General features: G+C 72.6%; 23 protein-coding genes. 20 read left to right on the top strand and 3 right to left on the bottom strand.

The annotated features are described in order from the left end of the window. Positions 1–9: 9 nt before the first annotated feature. The gene (locus ACZ56L_RS19835) at positions 10–768 is read right to left on the bottom strand and encodes a hypothetical protein (protein WP_468691711.1); all 759 of its coding nucleotides are present in this window, start codon (positions 766–768) and stop codon (positions 10–12) included. 345 nt (positions 769–1,113) lie between these two features. On the opposite strand from ACZ56L_RS19835, the gene purN reads away from it, so the two are divergent. Together purN and purH are read left to right on the top strand one after the other, a co-directional pair. Further along, positions 1,114–1,779 (top strand): phosphoribosylglycinamide formyltransferase, encoded by a 666-nt coding sequence (gene purN / locus ACZ56L_RS19840; RefSeq protein ID WP_468691713.1) that lies wholly within the window; start codon positions 1,114–1,116, stop codon positions 1,777–1,779. Next, on the top strand, positions 1,760–3,364 hold the full coding sequence (gene purH, locus ACZ56L_RS19845) for a bifunctional phosphoribosylaminoimidazolecarboxamide formyltransferase/IMP cyclohydrolase (RefSeq protein ID WP_468691715.1): 1,605 nt from the start codon (positions 1,760–1,762) through the stop codon (positions 3,362–3,364). Before purN ends, purH begins: the two co-directional genes overlap by 20 nt. 87 nt (positions 3,365–3,451) lie before the next feature. Here the strand turns inward: purH and ACZ56L_RS19850 are convergent, their stop codons facing one another. Further along, complete coding sequence (locus tag ACZ56L_RS19850) at positions 3,452–4,228, bottom strand: RDD family protein (RefSeq protein WP_471065330.1); 777 nt, start codon at positions 4,226–4,228, stop codon at positions 3,452–3,454. A 266-nt stretch (positions 4,229–4,494) separates the two neighbouring features. Here ACZ56L_RS19850 and ACZ56L_RS19855 point away from each other — a divergent pair, with 266 nt between their 5' ends. From ACZ56L_RS19855 to ACZ56L_RS19930, 16 genes are all read left to right on the top strand, one after another. Next, the gene (locus ACZ56L_RS19855) at positions 4,495–5,361 is read left to right on the top strand and encodes a bifunctional methylenetetrahydrofolate dehydrogenase/methenyltetrahydrofolate cyclohydrolase (protein WP_345228854.1); all 867 of its coding nucleotides are present in this window, start codon (positions 4,495–4,497) and stop codon (positions 5,359–5,361) included. 35 nt (positions 5,362–5,396) lie between these two features. Beyond that, positions 5,397–6,071: a DUF3017 domain-containing protein gene (locus ACZ56L_RS19860; protein WP_471065333.1), complete on the top strand. Its 675-nt coding sequence runs from the start codon at positions 5,397–5,399 to the stop codon at positions 6,069–6,071. Positions 6,072–6,283: 212 nt separating this feature from the next. Beyond that, the gene (locus tag ACZ56L_RS19865) at positions 6,284–7,030 is read left to right on the top strand and encodes a helix-turn-helix domain-containing protein (RefSeq protein ID WP_468691722.1); all 747 of its coding nucleotides are present in this window, start codon (positions 6,284–6,286) and stop codon (positions 7,028–7,030) included. Further along, positions 7,027–8,025: a helix-turn-helix domain-containing protein gene (locus ACZ56L_RS19870; RefSeq protein WP_471065335.1), complete on the top strand. Its 999-nt coding sequence runs from the start codon at positions 7,027–7,029 to the stop codon at positions 8,023–8,025. The genes ACZ56L_RS19865 and ACZ56L_RS19870 overlap by 4 nt, the downstream gene beginning before the upstream one ends. A 282-nt stretch (positions 8,026–8,307) precedes the next feature. Further along, positions 8,308–9,669 (top strand): helix-turn-helix domain-containing protein, encoded by a 1,362-nt coding sequence (locus tag ACZ56L_RS19875; protein ID WP_471065337.1) that lies wholly within the window; start codon positions 8,308–8,310, stop codon positions 9,667–9,669. 317 nt (positions 9,670–9,986) lie between these two features. Further along, a complete protein-coding gene (locus tag ACZ56L_RS19880) occupies positions 9,987–10,976 on the top strand; it encodes a malate dehydrogenase (RefSeq protein WP_185028179.1) in 990 nt (329 codons plus the stop codon). Positions 10,977–11,095: 119 nt separating this feature from the next. Then, entirely contained in the window at positions 11,096–11,347 is a 252-nt protein-coding gene (locus ACZ56L_RS19885) for a helix-turn-helix transcriptional regulator (RefSeq protein ID WP_345228849.1), read from the top strand. After that, the gene (locus ACZ56L_RS19890) at positions 11,344–11,892 is read left to right on the top strand and encodes a hypothetical protein (protein ID WP_345228848.1); all 549 of its coding nucleotides are present in this window, start codon (positions 11,344–11,346) and stop codon (positions 11,890–11,892) included. Before ACZ56L_RS19885 ends, ACZ56L_RS19890 begins: the two co-directional genes overlap by 4 nt. A gap of 91 nt (positions 11,893–11,983) precedes the next feature. Next, complete coding sequence (locus ACZ56L_RS19895; protein WP_471065340.1) at positions 11,984–12,721, top strand: hypothetical protein; 738 nt, start codon at positions 11,984–11,986, stop codon at positions 12,719–12,721. 109 nt (positions 12,722–12,830) lie between these two features. Beyond that, positions 12,831–13,169 (top strand): hypothetical protein, encoded by a 339-nt coding sequence (locus tag ACZ56L_RS19900; RefSeq protein WP_471065342.1) that lies wholly within the window; start codon positions 12,831–12,833, stop codon positions 13,167–13,169. A 217-nt stretch (positions 13,170–13,386) separates the two neighbouring features. Next, a complete protein-coding gene (locus ACZ56L_RS19905; protein ID WP_471065344.1) occupies positions 13,387–14,886 on the top strand; it encodes an aldehyde dehydrogenase family protein in 1,500 nt (499 codons plus the stop codon). A 499-nt stretch (positions 14,887–15,385) separates the two neighbouring features. Then, complete coding sequence (locus ACZ56L_RS19910; protein WP_401756634.1) at positions 15,386–16,948, top strand: GMC family oxidoreductase; 1,563 nt, start codon at positions 15,386–15,388, stop codon at positions 16,946–16,948. 17 nt (positions 16,949–16,965) lie between these two features. Further along, on the top strand, positions 16,966–18,033 hold the full coding sequence (locus ACZ56L_RS19915; protein WP_471065346.1) for a quaternary amine ABC transporter ATP-binding protein: 1,068 nt from the start codon (positions 16,966–16,968) through the stop codon (positions 18,031–18,033). A gap of 115 nt (positions 18,034–18,148) precedes the next feature. After that, positions 18,149–20,116: an ABC transporter permease gene (locus tag ACZ56L_RS19920; RefSeq protein ID WP_471065348.1), complete on the top strand. Its 1,968-nt coding sequence runs from the start codon at positions 18,149–18,151 to the stop codon at positions 20,114–20,116. After that, positions 20,116–21,081, top strand: coding sequence for an ABC transporter substrate-binding protein (locus ACZ56L_RS19925; RefSeq protein ID WP_471065350.1), 966 nt, complete (start codon positions 20,116–20,118; stop codon positions 21,079–21,081). Before ACZ56L_RS19920 ends, ACZ56L_RS19925 begins: the two co-directional genes overlap by 1 nt. 59 nt (positions 21,082–21,140) lie before the next feature. Further along, entirely contained in the window at positions 21,141–21,551 is a 411-nt protein-coding gene (locus ACZ56L_RS19930) for a VOC family protein (protein ID WP_345228842.1), read from the top strand. A gap of 103 nt (positions 21,552–21,654) precedes the next feature. On the opposite strand, the gene ACZ56L_RS19935 is transcribed toward ACZ56L_RS19930, so the two are convergent. Further along, the gene (locus ACZ56L_RS19935; protein ID WP_380837265.1) at positions 21,655–22,158 is read right to left on the bottom strand and encodes a carboxymuconolactone decarboxylase family protein; all 504 of its coding nucleotides are present in this window, start codon (positions 22,156–22,158) and stop codon (positions 21,655–21,657) included. 685 nt (positions 22,159–22,843) lie between these two features. Between ACZ56L_RS19935 and ACZ56L_RS19940 the strand changes: the two genes are divergently transcribed. Together ACZ56L_RS19940 and ACZ56L_RS19945 are read left to right on the top strand one after the other, a co-directional pair. Further along, complete coding sequence (locus tag ACZ56L_RS19940) at positions 22,844–23,941, top strand: SagB/ThcOx family dehydrogenase (protein WP_468691736.1); 1,098 nt, start codon at positions 22,844–22,846, stop codon at positions 23,939–23,941. Positions 23,942–24,036: 95 nt separating this feature from the next. Next, positions 24,037–25,236, top strand: coding sequence for a cupin domain-containing protein (locus tag ACZ56L_RS19945; RefSeq protein ID WP_471065353.1), 1,200 nt, complete (start codon positions 24,037–24,039; stop codon positions 25,234–25,236). Positions 25,237–25,254 lie beyond the last annotated feature (18 nt).

Genomic DNA, 25,254 nt, shown 5'->3' on the forward strand with positions numbered 1-25,254 from the left:
CGCGGCTGCCTACTCCCGCACCCCGAGCATCGGCACCAGGGACTTCGGCAGTTCCTCGTTGCAGGCCACCTGGGCCGACTTCGTCAGGGAGTCGGCCACGCACGTGTAGTAGTCCCGGTACACGAGCTGCGCCGTGAACGTCGCCGCCACGATCAGCAGCGCCAGGCCCGCCGTGACCAGCCCGCTCACCGCCGCCGTCGTCTGCGGGCGGGTGCTCGTGGCCGGGTCCGCCTCGGTGCGGTTGCGCAGCGAGCTGATGCCCCAGTACAGCGCCAGCGCGCCCAGCAGCAGCGCGATCTCCCGCAGCGTGAACACCGCGAAGAAGAACGCCCACATGCCCGCGAGCAGCGCGTACCGGGCGCGCCGCTGGACCGGGTCCGTCGGGTCCCAGCGCAGCCCGTGGCCCGGTCCGCCGTCCTGGCCCTCCGGTCCGTTCTGGCCGCGACCCGGGGACTGCGGGCCGCCGAAGCCGCCGCTGCCGCGGCCCGGCTGACGGTTGCTCCACTGGCCGCCCCAGCCCGAGCCCGTACCCGTACCCGAGTCCTCCGAGGACCCGGACGGCTTCCGCGGCTGCCAGGGCCGGTCCGGCGTGCCCTCCGGCGGCGGCGCGAACGGATTGTCGTCCCGGGGCGGGGCGGACGAGTCCGGCGCGGCGTCCGTCTCCCCGCCGCCCTTGCGGTCCCGCAGCAGGAGCCCACCGCCGGCCGAGTGCTGCGGCAGCGGGAACGGGTGGCGGCTCGGGGCCGCGTCGCGGCGTCGGTCCGTCATCTGGTGAACGTCTTCCCCTCGGACCTTCCGTCGGTGCCCGGAGCGTTGTGCTCCGCGGTGCGGAAGGTCGTGTGTCGTTGGTGCCCGGCCGGGTGAGGGCCGGGCCCGCGGCCCGGCGGCGGCCCGGCGGCGACGCCGGGCCCGTGACGGGATGCGAGTCCTGCCCTGACGCTACCTGGCGCGGGTGCACCCGTCCCGTGGGGGCGGGCCGGTGTGCCGGTATCGTTGCTGACGTCCGGCGCCTTCGTAGGGTTCCCCGTACAGCGGGCTGCGATTCCTTCGTACGACCCCACAAAGCCGCGTTCGCGCCCAGAAACCGCACGAGCCGCGAGAAAGAGACCCGCCGTGGCCTCCCCGCCCCCCTCCGCTTCCGCCTTCCCGCCCCCCTCCGGACGCCCCGCCCGTCTGGTGGTCCTGGTCTCCGGGTCCGGTACGAACCTCCAAGCCCTGCTCGACGTCATCGACGCGGTCCCCCACTACGGCGCGGAGATCGTCGCGGTCGGCGCCGACCGCGACGGCATCGTCGGCCTGGAGCGGGCGAGGAACGCCGCGATCCCCACGTTCGTGTGCCGGGTGAAGGATTACGGGACGCGCGAGGAGTGGGACGCGGCGCTGACGGCCCGGACCGCCGCGTACGAGCCCGACCTGGTCGTCTCGGCCGGGTTCATGAAGATCGTGGGCAGGAATTTCCTCGCCCGGTTCGGCGGGCGCGTGGTCAACACGCACCCCGCCCTGCTGCCCAGTTTTCCCGGTGCGCACGGCGTCCGCGACGCTCTCGCGTACGGCGCGAAGGTCACCGGGTGCACCGTCCACTTCGTCGACGACGGCGTCGACACCGGCCCGATCATCGCCCAGGGCGTGGTCGAGGTCCGGAACGAAGACGACGAAGCCGCTCTCCACGAGCGGATCAAGGAAGTCGAGCGCATGCTGCTCGTCGAGGTCGTGGGGCGTCTCGCCCGCAACGGCTACCGCATAGAGGGACGAAAGGTTCATGTCGGTGAACTCGGTTAACCCGGCCAACTCCATCAACAAGAAGCCCATCAAGCGCGCTCTTGTCAGCGTCTACGACAAGACCGGCCTGGAGGAGCTGGCGCGGGGCCTGCACGAGGCCGGCGTCGAGCTGGTGTCGACCGGCTCCACCGCCGCGAAGATCGCCGCCGCCGGTGTCCCGGTCACCAAGGTCGAGGAGCTGACCGGCTTCCCCGAGTGCCTGGACGGCCGCGTCAAGACCCTGCACCCGCGCGTGCACGCGGGCATCCTGGCCGACCTGCGCCTGGCGGACCACCGCAGCCAGCTCGCCGAGCTGGGCGTCGAGCCCTTCGACCTGGTCGTCGTGAACCTCTACCCGTTCACGCAGACCGTCGCCTCGGGCGCGAGCGACGACGAGTGCGTCGAGCAGATCGACATCGGCGGCCCGTCCATGGTCCGCGCCGCCGCCAAGAACCACCCCTCGGTCGCGGTCGTCACCAGCCCCGAGCGGTACGCGGACGTCCTCGCGGCGGTCGGGGACGGCGGCTTCGACCTCACCGCCCGCAGGCGCCTGGCGGCCGAGGCCTTCCAGCACACGGCGGCGTACGACGTGGCGGTGGCGAACTGGTTCGCCGGGACCGGCGGCGGAGCCGCCGACGAGCACGGCGCGGCGGACGACAGCGGCTTCCCGGCCTTCGTCGGCCAGACGTACACCCGCAAGAACGTCCTGCGCTACGGCGAGAACCCGCACCAGGGCGCCGCCCGCTACGTCGACGGCACCGGCGGCCTCGCCGAGGCGGAGCAGTTGCACGGCAAGGAGATGTCGTACAACAACTTCACCGACACGGACGCCGCCCGCCGTGCCGCGTACGACCACGCCGAGCCCTGCGTGGCGATCATCAAGCACGCCAACCCGTGCGGCATCGCGATCGGCGCGGACGTCGCCGAGGCGCACCGCAAGGCGCACGCCTGCGACCCGCTGTCCGCGTTCGGCGGCGTGATCGCCGTCAACCGCCCGGTCTCCGTCGCCATGGCCGAGCAGGTCGCGGAGATCTTCACCGAGGTCGTCGTCGCGCCGGACTACGAGGACGGCGCCGTCGAGGTCCTGGCCCGCAAGAAGAACATCCGCGTGCTGCGCTGCGCGGGCGCGCCCTCCGCCCGGGTCGAGGTCAAGCCGATCGACGGGGGCGCCCTCCTCCAGGTCACCGACCGGCTCCAGGCCGAGGGCGACGACCCGGCGAACTGGACGCTGGCCGCCGGTGAGGCGCTGTCCGAGGCGGAGCTCGCGGAGCTCTCCTTCGCCTGGAAGGCATCCCGCGCGGTGAAGTCCAACGCGATCCTGCTCGCCAAGGACGGCGCGTCGGTCGGCGTCGGCATGGGTCAGGTCAACCGCGTCGACTCCGCGAAGCTGGCGGTCGAGCGGGCGGGCGAGGAGCGGGCGCGCGGTGCGTACGCCGCGTCCGACGCGTTCTTCCCCTTCCCCGACGGCCTGGAGATCCTGCTGGACGCGGGCGTCAGGGCCGTGGTCCAGCCGGGCGGTTCGGTCCGTGACGAGCTGGTGGTGGAGGCCGCGAAGAAGGCGGGCGTGACGATGTACTTCACCGGCACGCGCCACTTCTTCCACTGACCCGCGCCGGTACCGCACGCGAAGAAGGCCGCCGACTCCCCTCGCTGAGGGGGGAGTCGGCGGCCTTCGCCGCGCCGTGGTCCGTGGCTACTTCTTGATGACGATCGTGCCGCCCGCGCGGTCGTGCCAGCCCTGGAGCTTGCCCGAGTTGTCGAAGAAGGGGGAGAGGTAGACCAGCAGCGTGCCGAGGCCGCAGAAGAGCGAGCCGACCATCGGGAGGATCCAGCGGATGAAGCCCGCACCCAGGCCGGGGGCCTGGCCGGTGTTCTCCTTGACGACCTTGACGCCCAGGACCATCTTGCCGAGCGTCGCGCCCCAGATGGAGACCATCAGCCACTCGTAGAGCAGCGCGATGAGGGCGAACACGGCGATGGCGGCGAAGAAGGCCGCGACGAAACCACCGCTGATGTCGTTCACACAGCTCTGGTAGCCCGGGTCCGTGTAGGAGCCGCAGGACTCGATGCTCTTCGAGGCGCCGAAGATGCCCGCGATGCCGACGGCGGTGAAGATGCCGTAGAGGATGCCGTACGCCACCGCGTCCAGCGCACGCGCGCCCAGGCGGCGACCCATGGTGGCGATTTCGACGGTGCCGAGCCCTCCGACGTTGATGTAGCCGTTGTTGGCCTGGAGGGTGCCGCCCGGCTGCTGGGGCGGGTAGCCGTAGCCCTGCTGCGGCGGGACGCCCTGCGGGGCCTGCTGCGGGTAGCCGTAACCGGGCTGGCCCTGCGGCTGCTGCGGGTAGTCGTAGCCGGGCTGCCCCTGGGGCGGCTGGGCGGGGTAGCCGTAGCCGGGCTGGCCCTGCGGGGGCTGCGGCGGCTGGCCCTGGGGCTGGCCGTAGGGGTTGTTGGGGTCGCCGAAGCTCACGTGCGATTCCTCCGTTGTCGTGCTGGGGACTGTGCGGCCCGGGCGGAGGAACGGGTACGGAAAACGAGCGGTCTGCCCCCCTGCGCCACCGCGAACTGCGCGCCACATCGTCGTATCAGTGGCTTGTTCTTGTCCAGCCAGCAGTGGGAGGCGTTGTGCAAGTGCAACGTTTGATCCCGGCCGGTGACGATCCCGGTGACCGGGCGCACCCCCGCCCGCGCGGGCACTGATTGGAACCTCCTCCCCGCATCCGCGAGGATGGGCACATGACCGCCCAGATTCTCGACGGCAAGGCCACCGCAGCCGCGATCAAGTCCGAACTCACCGGCCGCGTGGCGGCCCTGATCAGCCGGGGGGTCGTCCCCGGGCTCGGCACCCTGCTGGTCGGCGACGACCCCGGCTCCAAGTGGTACGTCGCGGGCAAGCACCGCGACTGTGCCGAGGTCGGCATCGCCTCCATCCAGCGCGAACTCCCCGCCACGGCCACCCAGGAGGAGATCGAGGCCGTCGTACGGGAACTCAACGAGGACCCCGCCTGCACCGGCTACATCGTCCAACTCCCGCTTCCCGAGGGCATCGACACCAACCGCGTCCTGGAGCTGATGGACCCGGCCAAGGACGCCGACGGCCTGCACCCGATGAGCCTGGGCCGGCTCGTCATCGGCGAGACCGGCCCGCTGCCCTGCACCCCGTACGGCATCGTGCAGTTGCTGCGTCACCACGGCGTCGAGATCGCCGGGGCCCACGTCGTGGTCGTCGGCCGGGGCATCACCATCGGCCGGCCGATGCCGCTGGTGCTCACCCGCAAGTCCGAGAACGCCACGGTCACCCAGTGCCACACCGGCACCCGTGACCTCTCCCACCACCTGCGTCAGGCCGATATCGTCGTGGCCGCCGCCGGTGTCCCGCACCTGATCAAGCCCGAGGACGTCAAGCCGGGCGCGGCCGTCCTGGACGTCGGCGTCAGCCGGGACGAGAACGGCAAGATCGTCGGCGACGTGCACCCCGGTGTCGCCGAGGTCGCGGGCTGGGTCGCCCCCAACCCGGGCGGCGTGGGCCCGATGACCCGTGCCCAGTTGCTGGTCAACGTCGTTGAGGCGGCCGAGCGCGCAGCCGGCCCCGACGCGGGCTGAGCCGGAACCGTACGGGACGAAGAGGGAGCGAAGCCATGGGCGGGCAGGCCGACGACCACGACGAGCCGAACGGCGGGACCGCACCGGGCGGGACCGCGTCGGCCGGGGCGGTCCAGGGCGGGAAGGCGCGGGCCGCCGCCGCGTCGGCCGGGGCGGCCCAGGACGGGGCGACGCGGTCCGCCGAGCCCGCGTCCGAACGCGAACCCGAGCCCGTGCCCGAACCCGGCAGCGGGCCCGGCAGCGGACCCGGATCCGCGGCCGAGCCCCATGCCAAGGGCGTCGTCAGCGCTCCGGGCCCCGACGGCCCGGTGCGCACCACCCGGCGCTTCCCCCTCCTCACCCGGGACACCGCCCGCCCCGAGGGCGGCGGCCGGGCCGCCGACCGGGACGCCCCGGCGCCGGTGCGGCAGTGGCCGCTGGTGACCGTGCTGGGCCTGACGGCGGTCGGGCTGCTGCTGGTCGCGGTCGACGCGTTCGGCATGGGCTTCCGGCTGGGCACGGTGCTGGTCGGGCTCGCCCTGGTCACCGGGGCCGTCTTCCGCTGGGTGCTGCCGGGCGTGGGCATGCTCGCGGTCCGTTCCCGGTTCACGGACATCCTGACGTACGGGACGCTCGGTCTGGTGATCATGCTGCTGGCGATGATGACGCAGCCCAAGCCGTGGTTCACGATCCCGGTCCTGGAGGAGGCGGTGCGCTTCACGGTGCGCTGACCCCCGGCCGGCCCGGCGGGCCCGGCAGGCCATGGTGTGGCCCGTTTCTTTCCCCGTGCGGGAGGAAACGGGCCACAGTCGTCTCCGGGAGCCCCCCTGACGCCCCTTCGCATCATGAGCGGGGACCGCCGCGGGTAGGACTGTCCGCGTCGGGAGTCCGGGGCCCGCCGCGAAAGCACGGAGAGCACGGACGCACGCGTACGGGGTGAGGCATGGCGCGTTGGAAGACACTGCCGTCCGGGCTGGGCGAACGCGACCGCCAACTGGTCGTCCAGCTCCGCAGGCTCAAGGACCACAGCGGCCTGAGCCTGGCCGCGCTGGAGGCGAAGACCGCCAGCAGCCGTTCCTCCTGGGAGCGCTACCTCAACGGGCGCGTGCCGCCGCCGCGCGAGGCCGTCGAGGAACTGGCCCGGGTCTGCGGCAGCGACCCCACCCGCCTTCTCGTCCTGTACGACGTCGCCGCCCGCGAGCGGTGCGGCGGCCCCGGCGCGGGGGCCCGCCCCCGCCCGGACGAGCCGCCTCCGCACCCCCCGGCGGCCGGACGCCCCGCCCGCCGGCCGCGCCCCCTGCTGCTCGCCGCCCTCGGCTGCGCGCTGCTGGCCGCCTTCGCCGCCGGGTACGCCCTCGCCCTCGCCCGCACGTCGACGGGCGGCCCCGGGGGGCCGGTGACGTACGCCTACGAGGAGGGGAGGACGTACTCCTGCGCGGACGGCCGCAAGGACGGCGGGCGGTATGCCGGGCACAGCGTCACCCGGGAGAACCTGCTGATGCCCGGCGCCCGGGGGCGGGACGTCGTCGAGGCGCAGTGCCTGCTCACCGCGCACGGCTTCGACGCGGGCGCGGTCGACGGTCTCTACGGTCCCGCCGCCAAGGAGGCGGCCCGCGCCTTCCAGCAGGAGCGCGGACTGGTGCCGGACGGTCTGGTCGGCGAGCACACCTGGCGGGAGCTGCGCCGATGAGCGGTGAGGAAACGGCACCGGTCGCGGGCGGGGCCCGTGACCACCTGGCGGCGGAACTGCGTGCGCTGCGGGCCGGTACGGGGCTGAGCCTGGCCGCGCTGGCGACGCGTACGCCGTACAGCAAGTCCTCCTGGGAGCGCTACCTCAACGGCCGGAAGCCGGTGCCGAGGCGGGCCGTGGAGGCTTTGTGCACGGTCGCGGGAGAGCCGCCCGCCCGGCTGCTGGCGCTGTGGGAACTGGCGGACGCGTCCTGGAGCGGCCGGTCGGGGGCCGCACCGGAGCCCGCGCCCGCACCCGTGTCCACGGGCACGCGGCCCGTACGGCGGAGGAAGTGGCAGCCGTACGCCCTGATGGCGGCCGGCGCGCTCGTCGGGGCCGCGGCCGTGGCCCTCGGGGTGCTCGGCCTCGGGCTGCTCGGCGCCGGCGGCCCGCAGGGGGAAGCGGGCGCGCCGGTGGGGCCGGGCCGGGCGGGCACCGCGGAGGCCGGGTGCCTGGGCGAGCGGTGCGTGGGGCGCACGCCCAAGGGGATGGGGTGCGGGCAGTCGGGGGCGGTGAAGTCCCTGGCCGAGCGGACGGCGCGGAACGGGCAGCGGCTGGAGATCCGGTACAGCAGCGTGTGCCGGGCGGTGTGGGTGCGGGCGTCGTTCCTGAAGGCCGGGGACCGGGTGGCGCTCCATCCGCCTCCCGCCGACGAAGGCGACAAAGCGCTGAAAACCGCCCCGAAGGCCATGCGGGCGGAGGCTGTGGATGTGGGGGATGCCACACATTGGGTCGTCACGCCCATGCTCGCGCCCCGCGATCCGGCGGGCGTGCGGGCCTGTCTGGAGCCCTCGGCGGGAGGCGCGCCGGAGTGTTTCACCGGCCGGTCGGCCAAAGATCGACTTACACAACTGGAGGGAACCATTCCGACGTTGGGAGGCGTCTTGGGATCCGGTGTGCCGGGACAGGGCATGAGAAAGATCTTGTTTCGGGGAAAGATGCCGCAAGACAGTTGAAGAACTGACTTGTCTGGACATAGTGGACCGTCGTGCGGGAAGGCCGGGGCTCGGGCAATCCGCACACAGCATCGGTGGGACACTGGTACGGGCGATCGGAACGGGAGCGCGCAATGGGGTGCGCCCGACTTCCGATGTGCTCCCGTGCGCTCCCGCCCCAGGAACTGACATCCTGGCTCTGCGCATCCCTCTGGGTACGCCAGGATCGAAGGGGCAAGAGCAGGGGGCCGGAACAAGAGCGCGGGGCAATTCAGGAACGTACGGGGGGACAAGGGGGAAGCTATGCCTCGTTGGAAAGCGCTGCCGGAGGGACTCGACCCGCAGGTCAGGGAGTTCGCGAACCAGTTGCGTCGGCTCGTCGACCGCAGCGGTCTGAGCGTGGCCGCGGTCGCGGACCGCACCGGGTACAGCAAGACGTCCTGGGAGCGCTATCTCAATGGACGGCTGCTCGCGCCCAAGGGCGCGGTCGTCGCGCTCTCCGAGGTGACCGGGACCAACCCCGTGCACCTCACCACCATGTGGGAGCTCGCGGAGCGCGCCTGGAGCCGCTCCGAGATGCGCCACGACATGACGATGGAGGCCATCCGGATCTCCCAGGCGCGGGCCGCCCTGGGCGAGTTCGGCGCGCCCGCGTCGCAGAACGCCAAGTCGCGCAAGGCGGGCACCACCTCGACGCCGCCGGCACGTCCGGGATCGGCGCGTCCGGGTTCCGCTTCCGGCCCCGGCCGGGCGTCGGACCCGGCGCTGACCGACACCGGCCAGCAGCGTCGTGCGGCCCGGCCGAACACCGACGCGTTCGACATGACGACGAACCTGAAGATCCCGAGCGAGCTCGCGGCGCGCACCGGGTCGGGTCCGGCGGCCCGTACCGGCCAAGGGCCCTCGGCTGCCGGGCGCACCGCGCCGAGCCGTCCCGCGCCGGGCAGCCCGGAGCACGAGCGCGGTTACGCGAGTGACTTCGAGCGTGGCTTCAGCCAGGGCCAGAGCTACAACAGCCCGTCCGCCTCGACGGCGTCCTCGGCCCCTTCGGCGCGTTCCGCTTCGGGCGGCGCGGGCGGTTACGACCGTCCCTCGGGGCCGCCCGGTCCCGGGCGTCCCGGCACGCCGCCGCCGAACTCGGCGCCGGACCGCCGGCGTCAGCGCCGCAAGCTGACGATGTTCCTGGCGGGCGTCGTCGGCGCGCTGCTGGTCATCGTGGCCGCGGTGCTGCTGACCGGCGGCGACGACAAGGACAAGAAGCCGACTGCGGGCGACACCCCGGCGGTCTCGCAGACCAAGGAGCCCGCTCCGAAGCTGCCCGCCGGCGTGAAGTGCAGCGGCAAGGCCTGCGACGGCAAGGACCCCGAGGCGATGGGCTGCGGCGGCGAGTACGCCGTCACGTCCGCGCGCGGCACGGTCGGCGCGGCCCGCATCGAGGTCCGCTACAGCAAGACCTGCGGCGCGGCCTGGGCCCGTATCACCGGAGCGGGCGGCGGCGACAAGGTGACGGTCTCCTCCGACACCTCGGCGGCCGGCCGCAACGGCGTGGTCGGCGCGGCGGCCACCGACGCGTACACCGCCATGGTCGAGGCGGCCACGGCGGACGAGGCGCGCGCCTGCGCGACGCTGAAGACCGGCAAGAAGGGCTGCACCACCGCCGAGTAGAAAATTCTGGAACAGGGCGCATGTCCGCCGTCCCCCGGGGCAGGCGGACGTCATCCCCCCCACGGGTGATGCCACCCGAGACGGCCGTCCGCGCTTCCCCCCTCTGCGCGGGCGGCCGTCGGCGTTCCCGCCGTTCTCGTACGCACGCGTGCGCCGGGGCCCGTACGCCCACGGGGTGTGCCCCGTCCCACACGGGCCCGGGGATACGGCCCGTCCGAGGCGCGATAGCCTGGCGCCGGACATCTCTCCACATCGAGATATCCCGCACACCAGGGGCAGGGACCCCCCGCCACTTCGCTTGCCTTACGGAGACCGCCATGACCCGCACTCCCGTGAATGTCACCGTCACCGGCGCGGCCGGACAGATCGGCTACGCGCTGCTCTTCCGCATCGCCTCCGGTCACCTGCTCGGCCAGGACGTGCCGGTCAAGCTGCGTCTCCTGGAGATCCCGCAGGGCCTGAAGGCCGCTGAGGGCACCGCCATGGAGCTCGACGACTGCGCCTTCCCGCTGCTCCAGGGCATCGAGATCACGGACGACCCGAACGTCGGCTTCGACGGCGCGAACGTCGCCCTCCTCGTCGGCGCCCGCCCCCGCACCAAGGGCATGGAGCGCGGCGACCTGCTCTCGGCCAACGGCGGCATCTTCAAGCCGCAGGGCAAGGCCATCAACGACAACGCCGCGGACGACATCCGCGTCCTGGTCGTCGGCAACCCGGCCAACACCAACGCCCTGATCGCGCAGGCCGCCGCCCCGGACGTGCCCGCGGAGCGCTTCACCGCGATGACCCGCCTGGACCACAACCGCGCGCTCTCGCAGCTCTCGAAGAAGACCGGCACCCCGGTCTCCGAGCTGAAGAAGCTCACGATCTGGGGCAACCACTCCGCCACCCAGTACCCGGACATCTTCCACGCGGAGGTCGCGGGGAAGAACGCCGCCGAGGTCGTCAACGACGAGCAGTGGCTGGCCGACACCTTCATCCCGACCGTCGCCAAGCGCGGCGCGGCGATCATCGAGGCCCGGGGCGCGTCCTCGGCGGCCTCGGCCGCCAACGCCGCCATCGACCACGTCCACACCTGGGTCAACGGCACGGCCGCGGGCGACTGGACCTCGATGGGCATCCCGTCGGACGGCTCCTACGGCGTCCCCGAGGGCCTCATCTCCTCCTTCCCGGTCACCTGCAAGGACGGCAAGTACGAGATCGTCCAGGGCCTGGAGATCAACGACTTCTCCCGCGCCCGGATCGACGCCTCGGTCCAGGAGCTCAAGGAAGAGCGCGACGCGGTGCGCGAGCTCGGCCTGATCTGAGACACCTTCGGGCAACCCTCCCGAAAAGCCCCCGGCGGTCCGACCGCCGGGGGCTTTCTCGTGCGTTCCGGCACTCGTAGCTGTTGTGCACCTGCGCTCGAATGTAGTACTTCTTATACATGAGCGAGCAGGTGCACAACAGAATCGCCGTGGTGCGGGCCGAGCGGAAAGTCTCTCGGCAGGCCCTCGCCGAAGCGGTCGGCGTCCACTACCAGACCATCGGCTACATCGAGCGCGGGCAGTACAACCCCAGCCTCGACCTGGCCCTGAGGGTCGCCGCGTTCTTCGAACTGCCGGTTGAGGCGCTGTTCTCGCTGGAGCCGTTCGGCTCGCTCACGCACGAGGTCTACGGGAGGAAGGCACAGTCATGAACGCGACCGCCAGCAAGAGGATGACGGGATACGACCGGCGCATGCGGGCCCTGATGAACGACCCCAGGGGCCGCGTCCTCAGCGCCACGAAGGGCCGCCGCCGGGCCGCCGTCGCCGCGAGCGTGACCCTGACCGTGGCCGATGTCGCCCTCGTCGTGCAGGTGTTCGCGTACGACCAGCGGTGGGCCGTCTTCGCCCTGATTCCCGTCACCCTCCTCTGGTGCCTGGCCGCCGGCGTCCTCAACGGCGCCACCGCCGGGCTCTTCGAACTCCGCGCCCGCGCCCTGGACGAGCGCCAGCTCATGGAACGCGAGCGGGCCCGCGCGACGGCGCACCGGATGACGGGTGCGCTGGTCATCGGCGCGGCCGCCGGGCTCTGGCTGGCGGCCTGGGCCTCCGACGGCCAACTGACCAGGGCGTACGTCGCCCCGCTGCTCGTCGGCGTGTTCGTCCTGCTCTGGATGATGCCGCTGTGGGTGGCGGGCCTCCAGGTCCAGGACACCCCCGCCGACGACTTCGAGGACGACGCGGTCCCCTCGTACTGACGCCGGGCACGAGCTGTCCCGATCACGGTCGGCGGATCTACCATGACCCTCCGTCCGCAGGGGAGTTCAGACGGCCGAGGGGGAGCGGGGCATGGTGCAGGACGATGAACGCACGCACCCGGGCCCGGTGGGGGAGGCGGGCGACTCCGGTGGCCCGGCGGTCCGTTCGGCGTTCAGTACCGGGAAGGCCGGGCCGCGGCTGCGGCTCACCCCGGTCAACGTTCTTCTGGTGGTGCTCGGCCTGGTGATCGGGATCGGTACGGGATGGCTCGTCCAGGACCGGCCGGCCGGGGCCCCGCAGCCGCCTCCGGCTCCCCGGGCGGCGCCGGGGCCCGGTTCACCGGCGCGAGCCACCGGTGCGTCTCCCGGGCCCTCCCTCCCCGCCCTCCCCGCCGACTTCGCGGTCGTCCGGGACGCCTCCGGGGTGACCCTCGCCGTGCCCAGCGGCTGGCGGCGGGACGTGGGAGCCTCCGTCTACTACCGCTCGCCCTCGTCCCCGTACAGCCGCTTCCTCCAGTTCTGGCCCCTGCCGGACTCCCGTATGAGCGCGACCCGCGCCCTGCGCGTCACGGTCGCCGCCCAGCGCCACTACCCGCGCTTCGAAGTGCACTCCCTGCACCCCACCACCAAGGCCGCCGCCGAGCTCGTCCACTCGTACGACAGCCTGCGCACGGGCCGCCGGCTCACCCTCGTCCAGCGGGTCTTCCCCGCCGCCGACGGCAGGCGTTACGCGTTCGCGGTGGTCGGCCCGGCCGGGGAGTGGCCCCGGCAGCGGAACACCCTGGAGGCGGCCCTGCGCCATTTCGAGCCCGTGCGGGACACGCCGTAGGCGGCGCCGCGGCCGTCCGGTTGCTCAGGAAACGATCAAGTGTGGGTTGGCGGGGTCCCGGCCGTGGAAGCAGGGGGGTGACCGCATTCATCCAATCGGGGGTACTCCCATGGCCGCACTCTTCGACAAGCGCGAGCTGCACGTCATCGCGCTCAGCGACCGCGACGCCCTGCTCGGGCTGCTGAGGGACGCCCTCGACGCCACCGGGGCCGATGACGCCGAGCGGCCGGGGCTGGAGCGGGCCGTCGCGCTCGTGGCCGGTGCGCCCGAGACCCCGCAGGCCGAGATGCGCGGGCGGTGGGCCCGGGAACGCATCGAAGCGGCCGGGGTGAAGGCCGAGGCGGACTCCGTGCAGGCCATCAAGGCGCTGCGCAAGGCCGAGCCCCAACTGGGTCTGTACGAGGCACTGATCCTGACGAAGGAGGCGGCGGCCGCCGGGGGACGCTGAGGGGAGGGGCGGCTTCCGGCCCCGACGGGCCCTGTACCGCCCGGGTCGCGTCCGCGCCCGATCAGGACTTCCGGCCCGGCCGAAAGTGACTCATGGCACTTTCGGCCGGGTAAACGGCATGCTTTCGGCCGCCCGGGGGAGGGGTCCCGCCGCCAGTGCTCCTGGACTGGCAGGGACCAGCCCTCTGGTCCTTTCGGTAACGGAAGGCGAAAGCGTCGTGTCGGCAGAAAAGACCATCCATGTGGGCGGGGAGTGGCGGGCAGCCCTCTCCGGCGCCACGCGCGAGATCCTCGACCCCGCGGACGCGAAGCCGTTCGCCGTGGTCGCCGAGGGCGGCGCGGAGGACGTCGACGCAGCGGTCGCCGCCGCGAGCGAGGCCTTCGCGGGCGGGCAGGGCGTCTGGCCGCAGACGCCCACCGCCGAGCGTGCCGCGCTGCTGCGCCGGGTCGCCGACCTCCTCCAGCGGGACCGCGAGGAGCTGGGGCGGCTGGAGGCGCGGGACGCCGGAAAGACCGTGGAGGAGGGGCGCGTCGACATCGACTGCGTCACGGACGCCTTCCGGTACTTCGCCGACCTGGTGGTCGGGGAGGGGGCCGGACGCGTCGTGGACGCCGGGTCCGCCGAGATCCACAGCGTCGTGGTGCACGAGCCGGTGGGCGTGTGCGCGCTGATCACGCCGTGGAACTACCCGCTCTTGCAGGCGAGTTGGAAGATCGCGCCCGCGCTGGCGGCCGGCAACACGTTCGTCGTCAAGCCGAGCGAGATCACCCCCATGACCACCGTCGCGCTCGTCGCGCTGCTGGTGGAGGCGGGGCTGCCGGCAGGGGTGGCGAACGTTGTCACCGGGCCCGGGGCCTCGGTCGGGGCGCGGATGGCCGAGCACCCGGAGGTGGACCTGGTGTCGTTCACGGGTGGACTGGTGAGCGGTACGAAGGTCATGCAGGCCGCCGCCGAGACCGTCAAGAAGGTCGCCCTGGAGCTGGGCGGGAAGAACCCGAACGTCGTCTTCGCGGACGCGTGCGCGACGGAGGAGGGCTTCGACACGGCGGTCGACCAGGCGCTGAACGCCGCCTTCATCCACAGCGGGCAGGTCTGTTCCGCCGGGTCGCGGCTCATCGTGGAGGAGTCCGTGCGGGAACGGTTCGTCGCCGAGCTGGCGCGGCGGGCCGACCGGATCCGGATCGGGCGGGGGACCGAGAAGGGCGTCGAGTGCGGACCGCTGGTGTCCGCCGCGCAGTTGGAGAAGACCGAGTACTACGTCGCCGCCGCGCTGGAGGAGGGCGCCGTGCTGCGGGCCGGCGGGTGGCGGCCCGAGGGGGACGGGTACGAGGGGTACTTCTACCGGCCGACCGTCCTGGACGGCTGCCACCGGGCGATGCGGGTCGTACGGGAGGAGACCTTCGGGCCGATCCTCACCGTGGAGGGCTTCAGCACGGAGGCGGAGGCGATCGCCCTCGCCAACGACACCGAGTACGGGCTCGCGGGCGGGGTGTGGACCGCCGACGCCGGGCGGGCGCGGCGGGTGGCGGCGAAGCTGCGGCACGGGACGGTGTGGATCAACGACTTCCACCCGTATCTGCCGCAGGCGGAGTGGGGGGGATTCGGGAAGTCGGGGGTGGGACGGGAGCTGGGGCCGGCCGGGTTGGCGGAGTACCGGGAGTCCAAGCACGTTTATCAGAACTTGAATCCGGCGCCGGTCCGCTGGTTCTCCGGCTGATCCCGGGTCCGGGCTCGGCGGGTCCTGCCGCCCCGTCACTTCCCCTTCGCCCCCCTCGGGCTTCGCAGCCGCCCCGTTCCCTTGGGCGACGGGGCCGCCCCGAGGGGGCGAGGGGGGCGGCCCCTCCCGCTTCCGGCCCCGGCCGGGCCCTGTTCCGGACGGCCGTCCAGCAGGGGCCCGGCACCGTCCGTACCGGAAAGGCAGGTCCCCAGCCCCGCCCTTTCACCTGAACCCGCGGGGCAGTCAAACGGTTCCGTGCGGGTGCGTCGTGGCTGGTCGCGCAGTTCCCCGCGCCCCTGACGGGGTACGGAAAGAGCGCCCGCGCGGCGGAGCCGCAGGTCAAGTACAGCCCCGCGCCCCTGACGGGGTACGGAAAGAGCGCCCGCGCGCCCGAGCCGCAGATCGAGCACAGCCCCGTGCGGCAGCCCGTGCGGCGGCCCATGCGTCGCCCCGTACCCATTACGCGACAGAACCTTCGCCAGAAGAGGAGCAGCACCACATGCCCGAGCCCATCCACGAATACGACTACGTCGTCATCGGCGGCGGCACCGCCGGATCCGTGATCGCCTCCCGTCTGACCGAGGACCCCGCCGTCCGCGTCGCCGTCATCGAGGGCGGCCCCTCCGACGTGGACCGCCCCGAAGTCCTCACCCTGCGCCGCTGGATGGGCCTGCTGGGAGGTGAGCTGGACTACGACTACCCCACCACCGAGCAGCCCCGCGGCAACTCCCACATCCGGCACAGCCGGGCCCGCGTCCTCGGCGGGTGCTCCTCGCACAACACGCTGATCGCGTTCAAGCCGCTGCCCAGCGACTGGGACGAGTGGGAGGCCAACGGCGCCGAAGGATGGGGGGCCGCCGCCATGGACCCGTACTTCGCCAAGCTGCGCAACAACATCGTCCCGGTCGACGAGGCGGACCGCAACGCCATCGCCCGCGACTTCGTCGACGCCGCCCAGGACGCCCTCGGCGTCCCCCGCGTCGAGAGCTTCAACAAGGAGCCCTTCGACGACGGCGTCGGTTTCTTCGACCTCGCCTACCACCCCGAGGACAACAAGCGCTCGTCGGCGTCGGTGGCCTACCTCCACCCCTTCCTGGACCGCCCGAACCTGCACCTCATGCTGGAGACCTGGGCGTACGGGCTGGAGCTCGACGGCACCCGGGCGCGCGGCGTCCGCGTCCGCACCGGGAGCGGCGAGGAGGTCCTCGTACGGGCGAAGCGCGAAGTCCTGGTCTGCGCCGGTGCGGTGGACACGCCGCGGCTGCTGATGCACTCCGGGATCGGCCCGGCCGCCGACCTCGAAGCGCTCGGCATACCCGTCGCCGTCGACCTCCCCGGCGTCGGCGAGAACCTCCTCGACCACCCCGAGTCGGTCATCGTGTGGGAGACCCACGGGCCGATCCCCGAGAACTCGGCGATGGACTCGGACGCGGGACTGTTCGTGCGGCGGGACCCCGGGCACGCGGGCCCGGACCTGATGTTCCACTTCTACCAGATCCCGTTCACCGACAACCCGGAGCGGCTCGGCTACGAACGCCCCGCGCACGGCGTGTCGATGACCCCCAACATCCCCAAGCCGCGCAGCCGCGGCCGCCTCTACCTCACCAGCGCCGACCCGGCCGTGAAGCCCGCCCTCGACTTCCGGTACTTCACCGACGCGGACGACTACGACGGCCGCACCCTCGTCGACGGCATCAGGATCGCCCGCGAGATCGCCAAGTCCGCGCCGCTGGCGGGGTGGTTGAAGCGCGAGGTCTGCCCGGGCCCGGAGATCACCTCCGACGAAGAGCTGAGCGAGTACGCGCGCAAGGTCGCGCACACGGTCTACCACCCGGCCGGCACCTGCCGGATGGGCGCGGCGGACGACCGGCTCGCCGTCGTCACGCCCGACTTGAGGATCAAGGGACTCGACGGCATCCGCATCGCCGACGCGTCCGTCTTCCCGACCATGACCGCCGTCAACCCGATGATCGGCGTCCTGATGGTCGGCGAGAAGTGCGCAGAGCTGCTGCTGGCCGACGCCGCGCAGCAGCAACCGACCATCTCCGGAGGTGCCGCGTAATGAGGACGACTCCCGCCATGACGACCACCGAGCCCCCGAGCGACGCCGCCGAGCACGTCTTCTCCGTACGGAACCTCTGGAAGGTCTTCGGCCCCAAGGCCGACAGGATCCCCGGCGACCAGGACCTCACCGGTCTCTCCGTCGCCGAACTGCGCGAACGCACCGGCTGCACCGCCGCCGTCCGCGACGTCTCCTTCGACGTGCGGAAGGGCGAGGTCTTCGTCGTCATGGGGCTGTCCGGCTCCGGGAAGTCGACGCTCGTGCGCTGTCTGACCCGGCTCGTCGAGCCCACCTCCGGCAGCCTCGCCATCGACGGCGAGGACGTCCTGTCCATGGACAGGAGCCGGCTGCGCGAACTCCGCAGGCACCGCGCCGCCATGGTCTTCCAGCACTTCGGGCTGCTGCCGCACCGCACGGTCCTCGACAACGTCGCGTACGGGCTGGAAGTGCAGGGCGTGGGCAGGGCCGAACGGCGCGCCAGGGCCGCCGAGGTCGTCGGCAAGGTCGGCCTGGACGGGCTGGAGGACCGCCGCCCCGGCCAGCTCTCCGGCGGCCAGCAGCAGCGCGTCGGCCTGGCCCGCGCGCTCGCGGTCGACCCCGAGGTCCTGCTGTTCGACGAGCCGTTCAGCGCGCTGGACCCGCTCATCCGGCGCGACATGCAGGAGGAGGTCGTCCGCCTCCATGAGGAGGAGGGCCGCACGATGGTCTTCATCACCCACGACCTCAACGAGGCCCTGCGGCTGGGCGACCGCATCGCCCTGATGCGGGACGGCGAGATCGTCCAGCTCGGCACGCCCGAGGAGATCGTCGGCTCCCCGGCCGACGACTACGTGCGGGACTTCGTCCGCGACGTGCCCCGCGAGCAGGTCCTCACCGTCGCCTCCGCGATGCGCGCCCCGCAGGCGGGCGACGCCGAGTCCGGCCCGGCGGTGTCCCCGTCCGCCCCCGTCTCCCAGGCCATCGAGGCCCTGGTCCGCACGGGCGAGCCCACGGCCCGCGTGATGTCCGACGGCCGCCTCCTGGGCGTCGTCGACCGGGCCTGCCTCCTCGCGGTGGTCGCCGGAACCCTGGCGGTGACCGCCTGATGAGGTACGCCAGTACGTTCCCCGCGCCCCGCGCGGACCGCCGCGCCGCCCGCCGCCCGGGGGCCCGTGCCGCCCGGCCCGGCGCCGTCCGCCCCCGTACCGGCGAGGTGACCGCGTGAGTGCCGTGACCACCGCCTCCGCCCCGCCGAAGCCCCGCGGGCAGCGGGCCGGCCTGCGGGAGCGCCTGGCCCGCCGGCCCGCCCTCCGCAAGCTCGGCGTGCTCCTCGTGCTCGCCGCCGTCGCGGTCCCCGTGCTGCACGCCCGCTGGGCGTCCGGCACCTGGCCGGCCCCCCTCACCGTCGACCTCACCGCACCCCTGGGCGAGGTCAGCGACTGGATCATCGACAACCGCGACGGCCACCCCCTCTTCCTGTACTTCTTCGGCCACGTCTCCCACGCGGTCGTCCTCTGCGTCCGGGCCGTCTACCTGGTCCTCCTCGCCCTCGGCTGGGCCGGCACCACCGCCGTCGCCGCGCTGATCGCCTGGCGTGCCGCCGGGGTGCGGCTCGCGGCCGGCACCCTCGTGTCGCTGGCCGCCTGCGGGCTGCTCGGCATGTGGGTGCCGACCATGCAGACCCTCGCGCTGATGGCCGTCGCCGTCGCCGCCTCGGTGCTCCTGGGCGCGTTCCTGGGCCTCGCCGCCGGTCTCTCGGACCGCACGTTCCGCGTCCTGCGGCCGGTCCTGGACACCATGCAGGTGCTTCCGGCCTTCGCGTACCTCCTCCCCGTGGTGCTGGTCTTCGGCATCGGCGTCCCGGCCGCCGTCCTGGCGACCGTCGTGTACGCGGCTCCGCCGATGGCCCGGCTCACCGCGCTCGGCCTGCGCGACGCCGACAAGGGCGTCCTGGAAGCGGTCGAGTCCCTCGGCGCGACCGCCCGCCAGCGCCTCCTCACCGCCCGCCTCCCCCTCGCCCGCAAGCAGCTCCTGCTCGGCCTCAACCAGACGATCATGATGGCGCTGTCCATGGCCGTCATCGCGTCCGTCATCGGCGCCGCAGGTCTCGGCGACCGCGTCTACCAGGCGCTCGCCTCCGTCGACGTCGGCCAGGCGCTGGCCGCCGGTCTCCCGATCGTCCTGATCGCGATCGTCCTCGACCGGGTCACTGCGGCCGCCGGCTCCGGCGAGCGCGGGGCGGGCCGGTCCTGGCTCCCGGCGGCCCTCGGCCTCGCCGTCGCCGCGGCCGTCGCCGTCGCCGGCCGGCTCGCGGGCTCGCTCCTGTGGCCCGAGGGCTGGTCCGTCGAGATCGCTCCAACCGTCAACAGGGCCGTCGGCTGGATGACCGACCACCTCTACTCGGGCGTCCCCGTCATCGGCGGCACCGCCGACTGGGCCGGCCACTTCACCTCCTGGGTCCTCGACCCGATCCGCTCGGGCCTCACTGCCCTGCCCTGGTACGCGGTCCTGTTCCTGGTCGCCGCCCTCGCCTGGCTGATCGGCACCTGGAAGTCGGCGCTGACCGCGACGCTCGCGACGGCCGCGATCGGCGTCCTGGGCGTGTGGAAGCCGTCCATGGACACGCTCTCCCAGGTCCTCGCGGCCGTCGCCGTCACCCTGGTCATCGGCTTCGCGATCGGCGTCGCGGCGGCCCGCAGCCGCCGCCTGGAGCGCGTGCTGCGCCCGGTCCTGGACGTGATGCAGACGATGCCGCAGTTCGTCTACCTCATCCCCGTCGTCGCCCTGTTCGGCGTGGGCCGCGCCCCGGCCGCGGTGGCCGCCGTCGTCTACGCGCTGCCGGCCGTCGTGCGCATCACCACCCAGGGCCTCCAGCAGGTCTCCCCGGCGGCCCTGGAAGCCGCGCGCTCGCTCGGCGCGACCGGCGGCCAGCAGCTCCGCCAGGTCCAACTGCCGCTCGCCCGGCCGTCCCTGCTCCTCGCCGTGAACCAGGGCGTCGTCCTGGTCCTCGCCGTCGTCATCATCGGCGGCCTGGTCGGCGGCGGCGCCCTCGGTTACGACGTGGTGTTCGGCCTCGCCCAGGGCGACCTGGCCACCGGCCTCAAGGCGGGCGCGGCCATCGTCTGCCTCGGTTTGATGCTCGACCGGGTGACCCAGCCCTCGCGGGCCGCCCGCAAGGAGGACGCGTGATGAACCGTCGTACGGCAGTCAAGGCCACCGCGCTCGGTCTCGGCGCACTGCTCCTCACCGGCTGCGGCGCGGCCGACATGACCCAGCAGGCGTCCCCGTACGCGAACGCGGCGGGCGCGAGGACGGTCACCCTCTCCGTCCAGTCCTGGGTCGGCGCCCAGGCGGACGTCGCCGTCGCCAAGCTGATCCTGGAACGCGAACTCGGCTACCGCGTCGACACCGTCCAGGTCGACGAGGTCCCCGCGTGGGACGCCCTCAGCCAGGGCCGGGTCGACATGATCATGGAGGACTGGGGCCACCCGGAACAGGAGGCCCGCTACGTCAAGGAGAAGAAGACCATCGTCCCGGCGGGCGGCGTCGGGGTGACCGGCCACATCGGCTGGTTCGTCCCCAAGTACTTCGCCGACGCGCACCCGGACGTCACGGACTGGCGCAACCTCAACAAGTACGCCTCGTACTTCAAGACCCCGGAGAGCGGCGGCAAGGGCCAACTGCTGGACGGCTCCCCGTCCTACGTCACCAACGACAAGGCCCTCGTCGACAACCTGAAACTCGACTACCAGGTCGTCTTCTCCGGTTCCGAGGCCGCCCAGATCACCCAGATCCAGCGCTTCGCGAAGGAGAAGAAGCCCTTCCTGACCTATTGGTACCAGCCCCAGTGGCTGTTCGAGCAGGTCCCGATGGTGGAGGTCCAGCTCCCCGCGTACTCGCAGGAGTGCGCGGCGAAGGCTCCGCAGGACATCGACTGCGCCTACCCGACCACTCCGCTCGCGAAGTACATGAACGCCGACTTCGCGAAGAAGGGCGGCAGGGCCGCGGCCTTCCTCAAGAACTTCAAGTGGAACGCGGAGCAGCAGAACCAGGTCTCCCTGATGATCGCCGACCAGAAGCTCTCCCCCGAGGAGGCGGCGGAGAAGTGGGTCGCCGCCAACGAGTCCACCTGGCGCGCCTGGCTTCCCGAGTGACCGCCGCCGCCCGGCAGACGGACGTGTACGCGGACGAGGTCCCGTGGCAGGATCGCGGGATGCTACGACTGACTGATTTCATCATCGACTGCCCGGACACGATGAAGCTGGCCGCGTTCTACTCCGAGGTGACGGGGCGTCCGGTGAAGGAGGACAGCTCCGAGGAGTGGGCCGGCATCCGGTTCGGCGAGATCGAGCTGGCGTTCATCCGGGTGGACGGCCACCGGGCTCCGCAGTGGCCCGACGACGAGCACCCCAAGCAGTTCCACCTCGACTTCGAGGTGGACGACATCGAGGCCGAGCAGCGCCGCGTCCTGGACCTCGGCGCGACGCTGCGGCAGGACTTCATCGGCCCCGAGGGCTACGGCTGGCGGATCTACACCGACCCGGCCGGCCACCCCTTCTGCCTGTGCCGCAACAAGGGCGTCGTCTGGACCGAAGAAGGCCCGGTCTGGCCCTCGCTCGGCTGAAATCCCGGGCCCCGGACGGCGCACCGGGGCGGGCCGCTCGGGGCCCCGCCCCCGCGTGCGGACCCGCCCCCGGCGCGCTGTCGCCGGGGGCGGGCCCGTCCGGTCAGTGCGATCCCGGCTCGTAGTGGCCCGGCACCATCCGCGTGGACACCGCGAACCGGTTCCACGCGTTGATCGTGTTGACCGCCGCGATCAGGTGGGCCAGCTCCACCTCGTCGAAGTGCTTCGCCGCCCGCTCGTACACCTCGTCCGGCACGAACCCGTCCGTCAGGACCGTGATCGCCTCCGTCAGCTCGATCGCCGCGATCTCCTTCGCCGTGTAGAAGTGCCGCGACTCCTCCCAGGCGGAGAGCTGCACGATCCGCTCCACCCGCTCGCCCGCCGCCAGGGCGTCCTTGGTGTGCATGTCCAGGCAGAAGGCGCAGTGGTTGAGCTGCGAGGCGCGGATCTTCACGAGTTCCGCGAGCACCGGGTCCAGGTGCTTCCCGGCGGCCTTGTCCAGTTGGCGCATCGCCCTGAAGACGTCGGGGGCGTGGTCCGTCCAGTTCATCCGGGGCGTGTGCTCGGGGACGTGGGGGGCGTTCGGCGTGCTGTCGTTCTCGCTCATGACCGTCAGGCTAGGGGACCGGTGAGGCCGGCGGCACGGTGCAATCCGGCGACCGGATCATGGGCCAATCGCGGCGGCCCGGAATGAATTCACGGACTTCCGGCCCGCCGTGCGGGGGATTCCCGGGAAATCATGGGGGCATTCTAGGGGGTCCCTGTCGAGGTTCGGTCAAGGTCTGTTCATGGGGTAAGTGGAGTCGGTTTTCGGAAACCGGCCGGGGGGTGTGATTCCCGCACACAGGCTGCTGACCTGGTGCTTTGTGAGGCTGATCGGTGAAGTGGGGGAGTATTCCTGCCAGATGGGAGAGTGGCCCTTGTTGGCCGTCAATTCCTTGTCCTAATGTTCTGGCAGCGGAACGGGAGGCCCTGAAAAGGGAAATCCGGACCGAATCGACAAAGGAAAGAAGGAGGTGACAACAATGGCCTTTGACATCGAGATCATCGAGGACGCCGTGGTGCTGCTGCACCACCCGAGCACCTGAGGGTGCCCGCCTGAGGCCACCTTCGGGTGAAGCGCTCAGGGGAAACACAGATGTCCGGCTGCGGTGCGAGCAGTGCATCGCAGTCGGACATCGTGGTGAGCGCGCGGCGGCAGCGACCCGCCCGTGCGCTCGTGCACACGCATGTGCAGATACCGCTGGCTTCACGGTAACGCCGGGCACCGCTCCCCGCGAGAGGGAAAGACGTTGAAGATTCGCCGTCGCGCGCAACTGATCTGCCGCTGGGTCCCCGAGGGCCTGGAGGTCGGCGTGCCCGGGCGCCGCCAGTGGGTCCGGCTCTCACCCGAGCTGCGCGAGATCCTGGAGCGGGCCGGCGAAGGCGTCGGAGCGGACGAACTCGCCGCCGCGTTCGGCGAGGAGAACGTCCCCCAACTGCGCGCCGCACTGGACAAGTTGACCGCCATCGGCCTCCTGGTTCCGGCCGATTCCGAAGTGCGGCCCGCGCCGCTCTGGGAGCGCTGGGGCGGCGTCGCCGAGCGCTTCCACGTCGAAGGCCGCGACGCGGACTACCTGGTCGAGTCCCCCCGCAGGGGAGAGGTGGCCGGGGAGATCGTGGCCGAGGGCGGCATGCCCGACGCGTTCAAGGAGTACCCCGGCCGTCCCGTCGTGCCGCTGCCCCGGCGGCCGCTGCCGCTGCACGGCACGGTCGACGACGTCTTCGCCGCGCGCCGCACCCATCGGCTCTTCACCGAGGACCCGGTCGGCATCGACCAGTTGAGCACCCTGCTGTTCCACGGCTTCGGCCCGCACCGGTTCCTCGACGGCGGTCCCTTCGGCGTGCAGCAGGCCCGGGTCAGCTCCTCCGCGGGCGGACGGCACGAGGTGGAGGCGTACCTCGTCGCGCACAACGTGACCGGCGTCGCCCCCGGCCTCTACCACTACTCCGCCGCCCGGCACGTCCTGGAACTCCTCGACGCCGATGTGCGCCGGGAACAGGTCGAGGAGCTGACGTACCGCCAAGAGGCGTCGTACCGTGGGGCGTTCACCATTTTCACCACCGCCGTGGCGAACCGGCTGGCGTGGAAGTACCGGCACCCGCGCGCCTACCGGCTGTGGATGTACGACGCCGGACACTACGGGCAGACGTTCGCGCTGGCCGCGACCGCGCTCGGACTGGGCCCCTTCCAGACGGTGGCCTTCGAGGACAGCGCGGTCGAGCGGCTCCTCGGCGTCGACCCGGACGAGGAGTTCGCCGTGTACCTGCTCGCCGCCGGCGTCCCGCGGGAGGCCGGCCCGCTCCTGCCGTCGGACTTCGCGCACCCGCGGCCGGCCGCCCTGCGCTGAAACCCGGGCTCCGGGCCGCCCCCCCCGAGACCCGTACCCCGCACGCCCCAACCCGCCCCCTGGTCCGCCCGCGCCGAGACCGGCAGGAGATCGCCATGGCCCTGAAACGCTGCGTCGCCGTCACCCCGCACGAATTCCGCAAGGCGGTCTTCGGGAATCACCATCTGCACACCCGTGCCGAGAAACTGGCCGAGGGCTTCACCGACCTGTTCTCCCCGGACGCGCTGGAGGACCTGCTCTCGGGCGGCATGCGGCTGTCGTCCCTGCGGCTGGTGCGCGACGGCGTCGAGTGCCCCGTCGACACGGGGGCGGTTCCGGAGTCAGGCGACGCCCCCGGCGCCCCGCCGTTTCCGCACACCGACGCGATCCGGGCCGGGCTGGCCGCGGGACAGACCCTCATCGTCCGCTCGCTGCACCGCTTCCACGCGCCGCTGCGGCGCTTCGCCCACGCGTTGTCCGCCGAGCTCGGGCACCCGGTCAAGATCAACGCCTTCCTCACCCCGCCCGGCTCCCAGGGCGTGGACCTGCACTTCGACATCCAGGACGTCCTGGTCCTCCAGGTGGCGGGCGAGAAGCGCTGGGTCCTGCGCACCCGGCCGGTCCGCGACCCGCTGCCCGCGCAGGCCTGGTTCGACATCCCCGAGCACCGCCGCGCGGAACTGCGCGCCGCCTCCGAACCGCTCGACGACCTGACGCTGCGCCCGGGGGACACCCTCTACCTGCCGCGCGGCACCATGCACTCGCCGGTGGCCCTGGACACGCTGTCCATCCACCTCACCGTCGCCGTCACCCGGCTGACCCGGCACGACCTGCTCGCCGAACTGGTGCGCCGGGCCGCCGAGGACGAGTGGCTGCGGGCCGGTGTCGAACCCGACGACTGGGCCGAGGACCCCGAGCAGGCCCGTGCGTTCCTCGGCCGGGCCGTCGAGCGCCTCGGGGAGTTCGCGCGCGGCGACGACCCGCGGGAACTGCTGTGGGACGTACGCAGGAAGGCCTTCAGGGAGCAGACGCCCGAACCGGTTCCGGTGCTGCCCGGCGGCCCGGCCGCCGGCCACCGGCTGCGCGAGGGCGTCCACTTCCGGCTCCGCGGCGAGTCCGCGGACGGCGTCGAACTCCTGGTGGGACCGCGCCGGGTCCGGCTGCCCCGGCCCGTCGCCCCCGTCCTGGAGACGCTGCGGTACGACCCGGCCCTCGACGAGAGCAGGCTCGTCGCCGAACTCGGCGAGGAGGTCGCCCGGAAGGTGACGGCCGCCCTCGTCGCGATGGGACTGCTGGTCCCGGTACCACCCGCATAGACAGACGCAGAAGGAGAA

It is taken from the genome of Streptomyces sp. NPDC039736 (genome assembly GCF_055596485.1).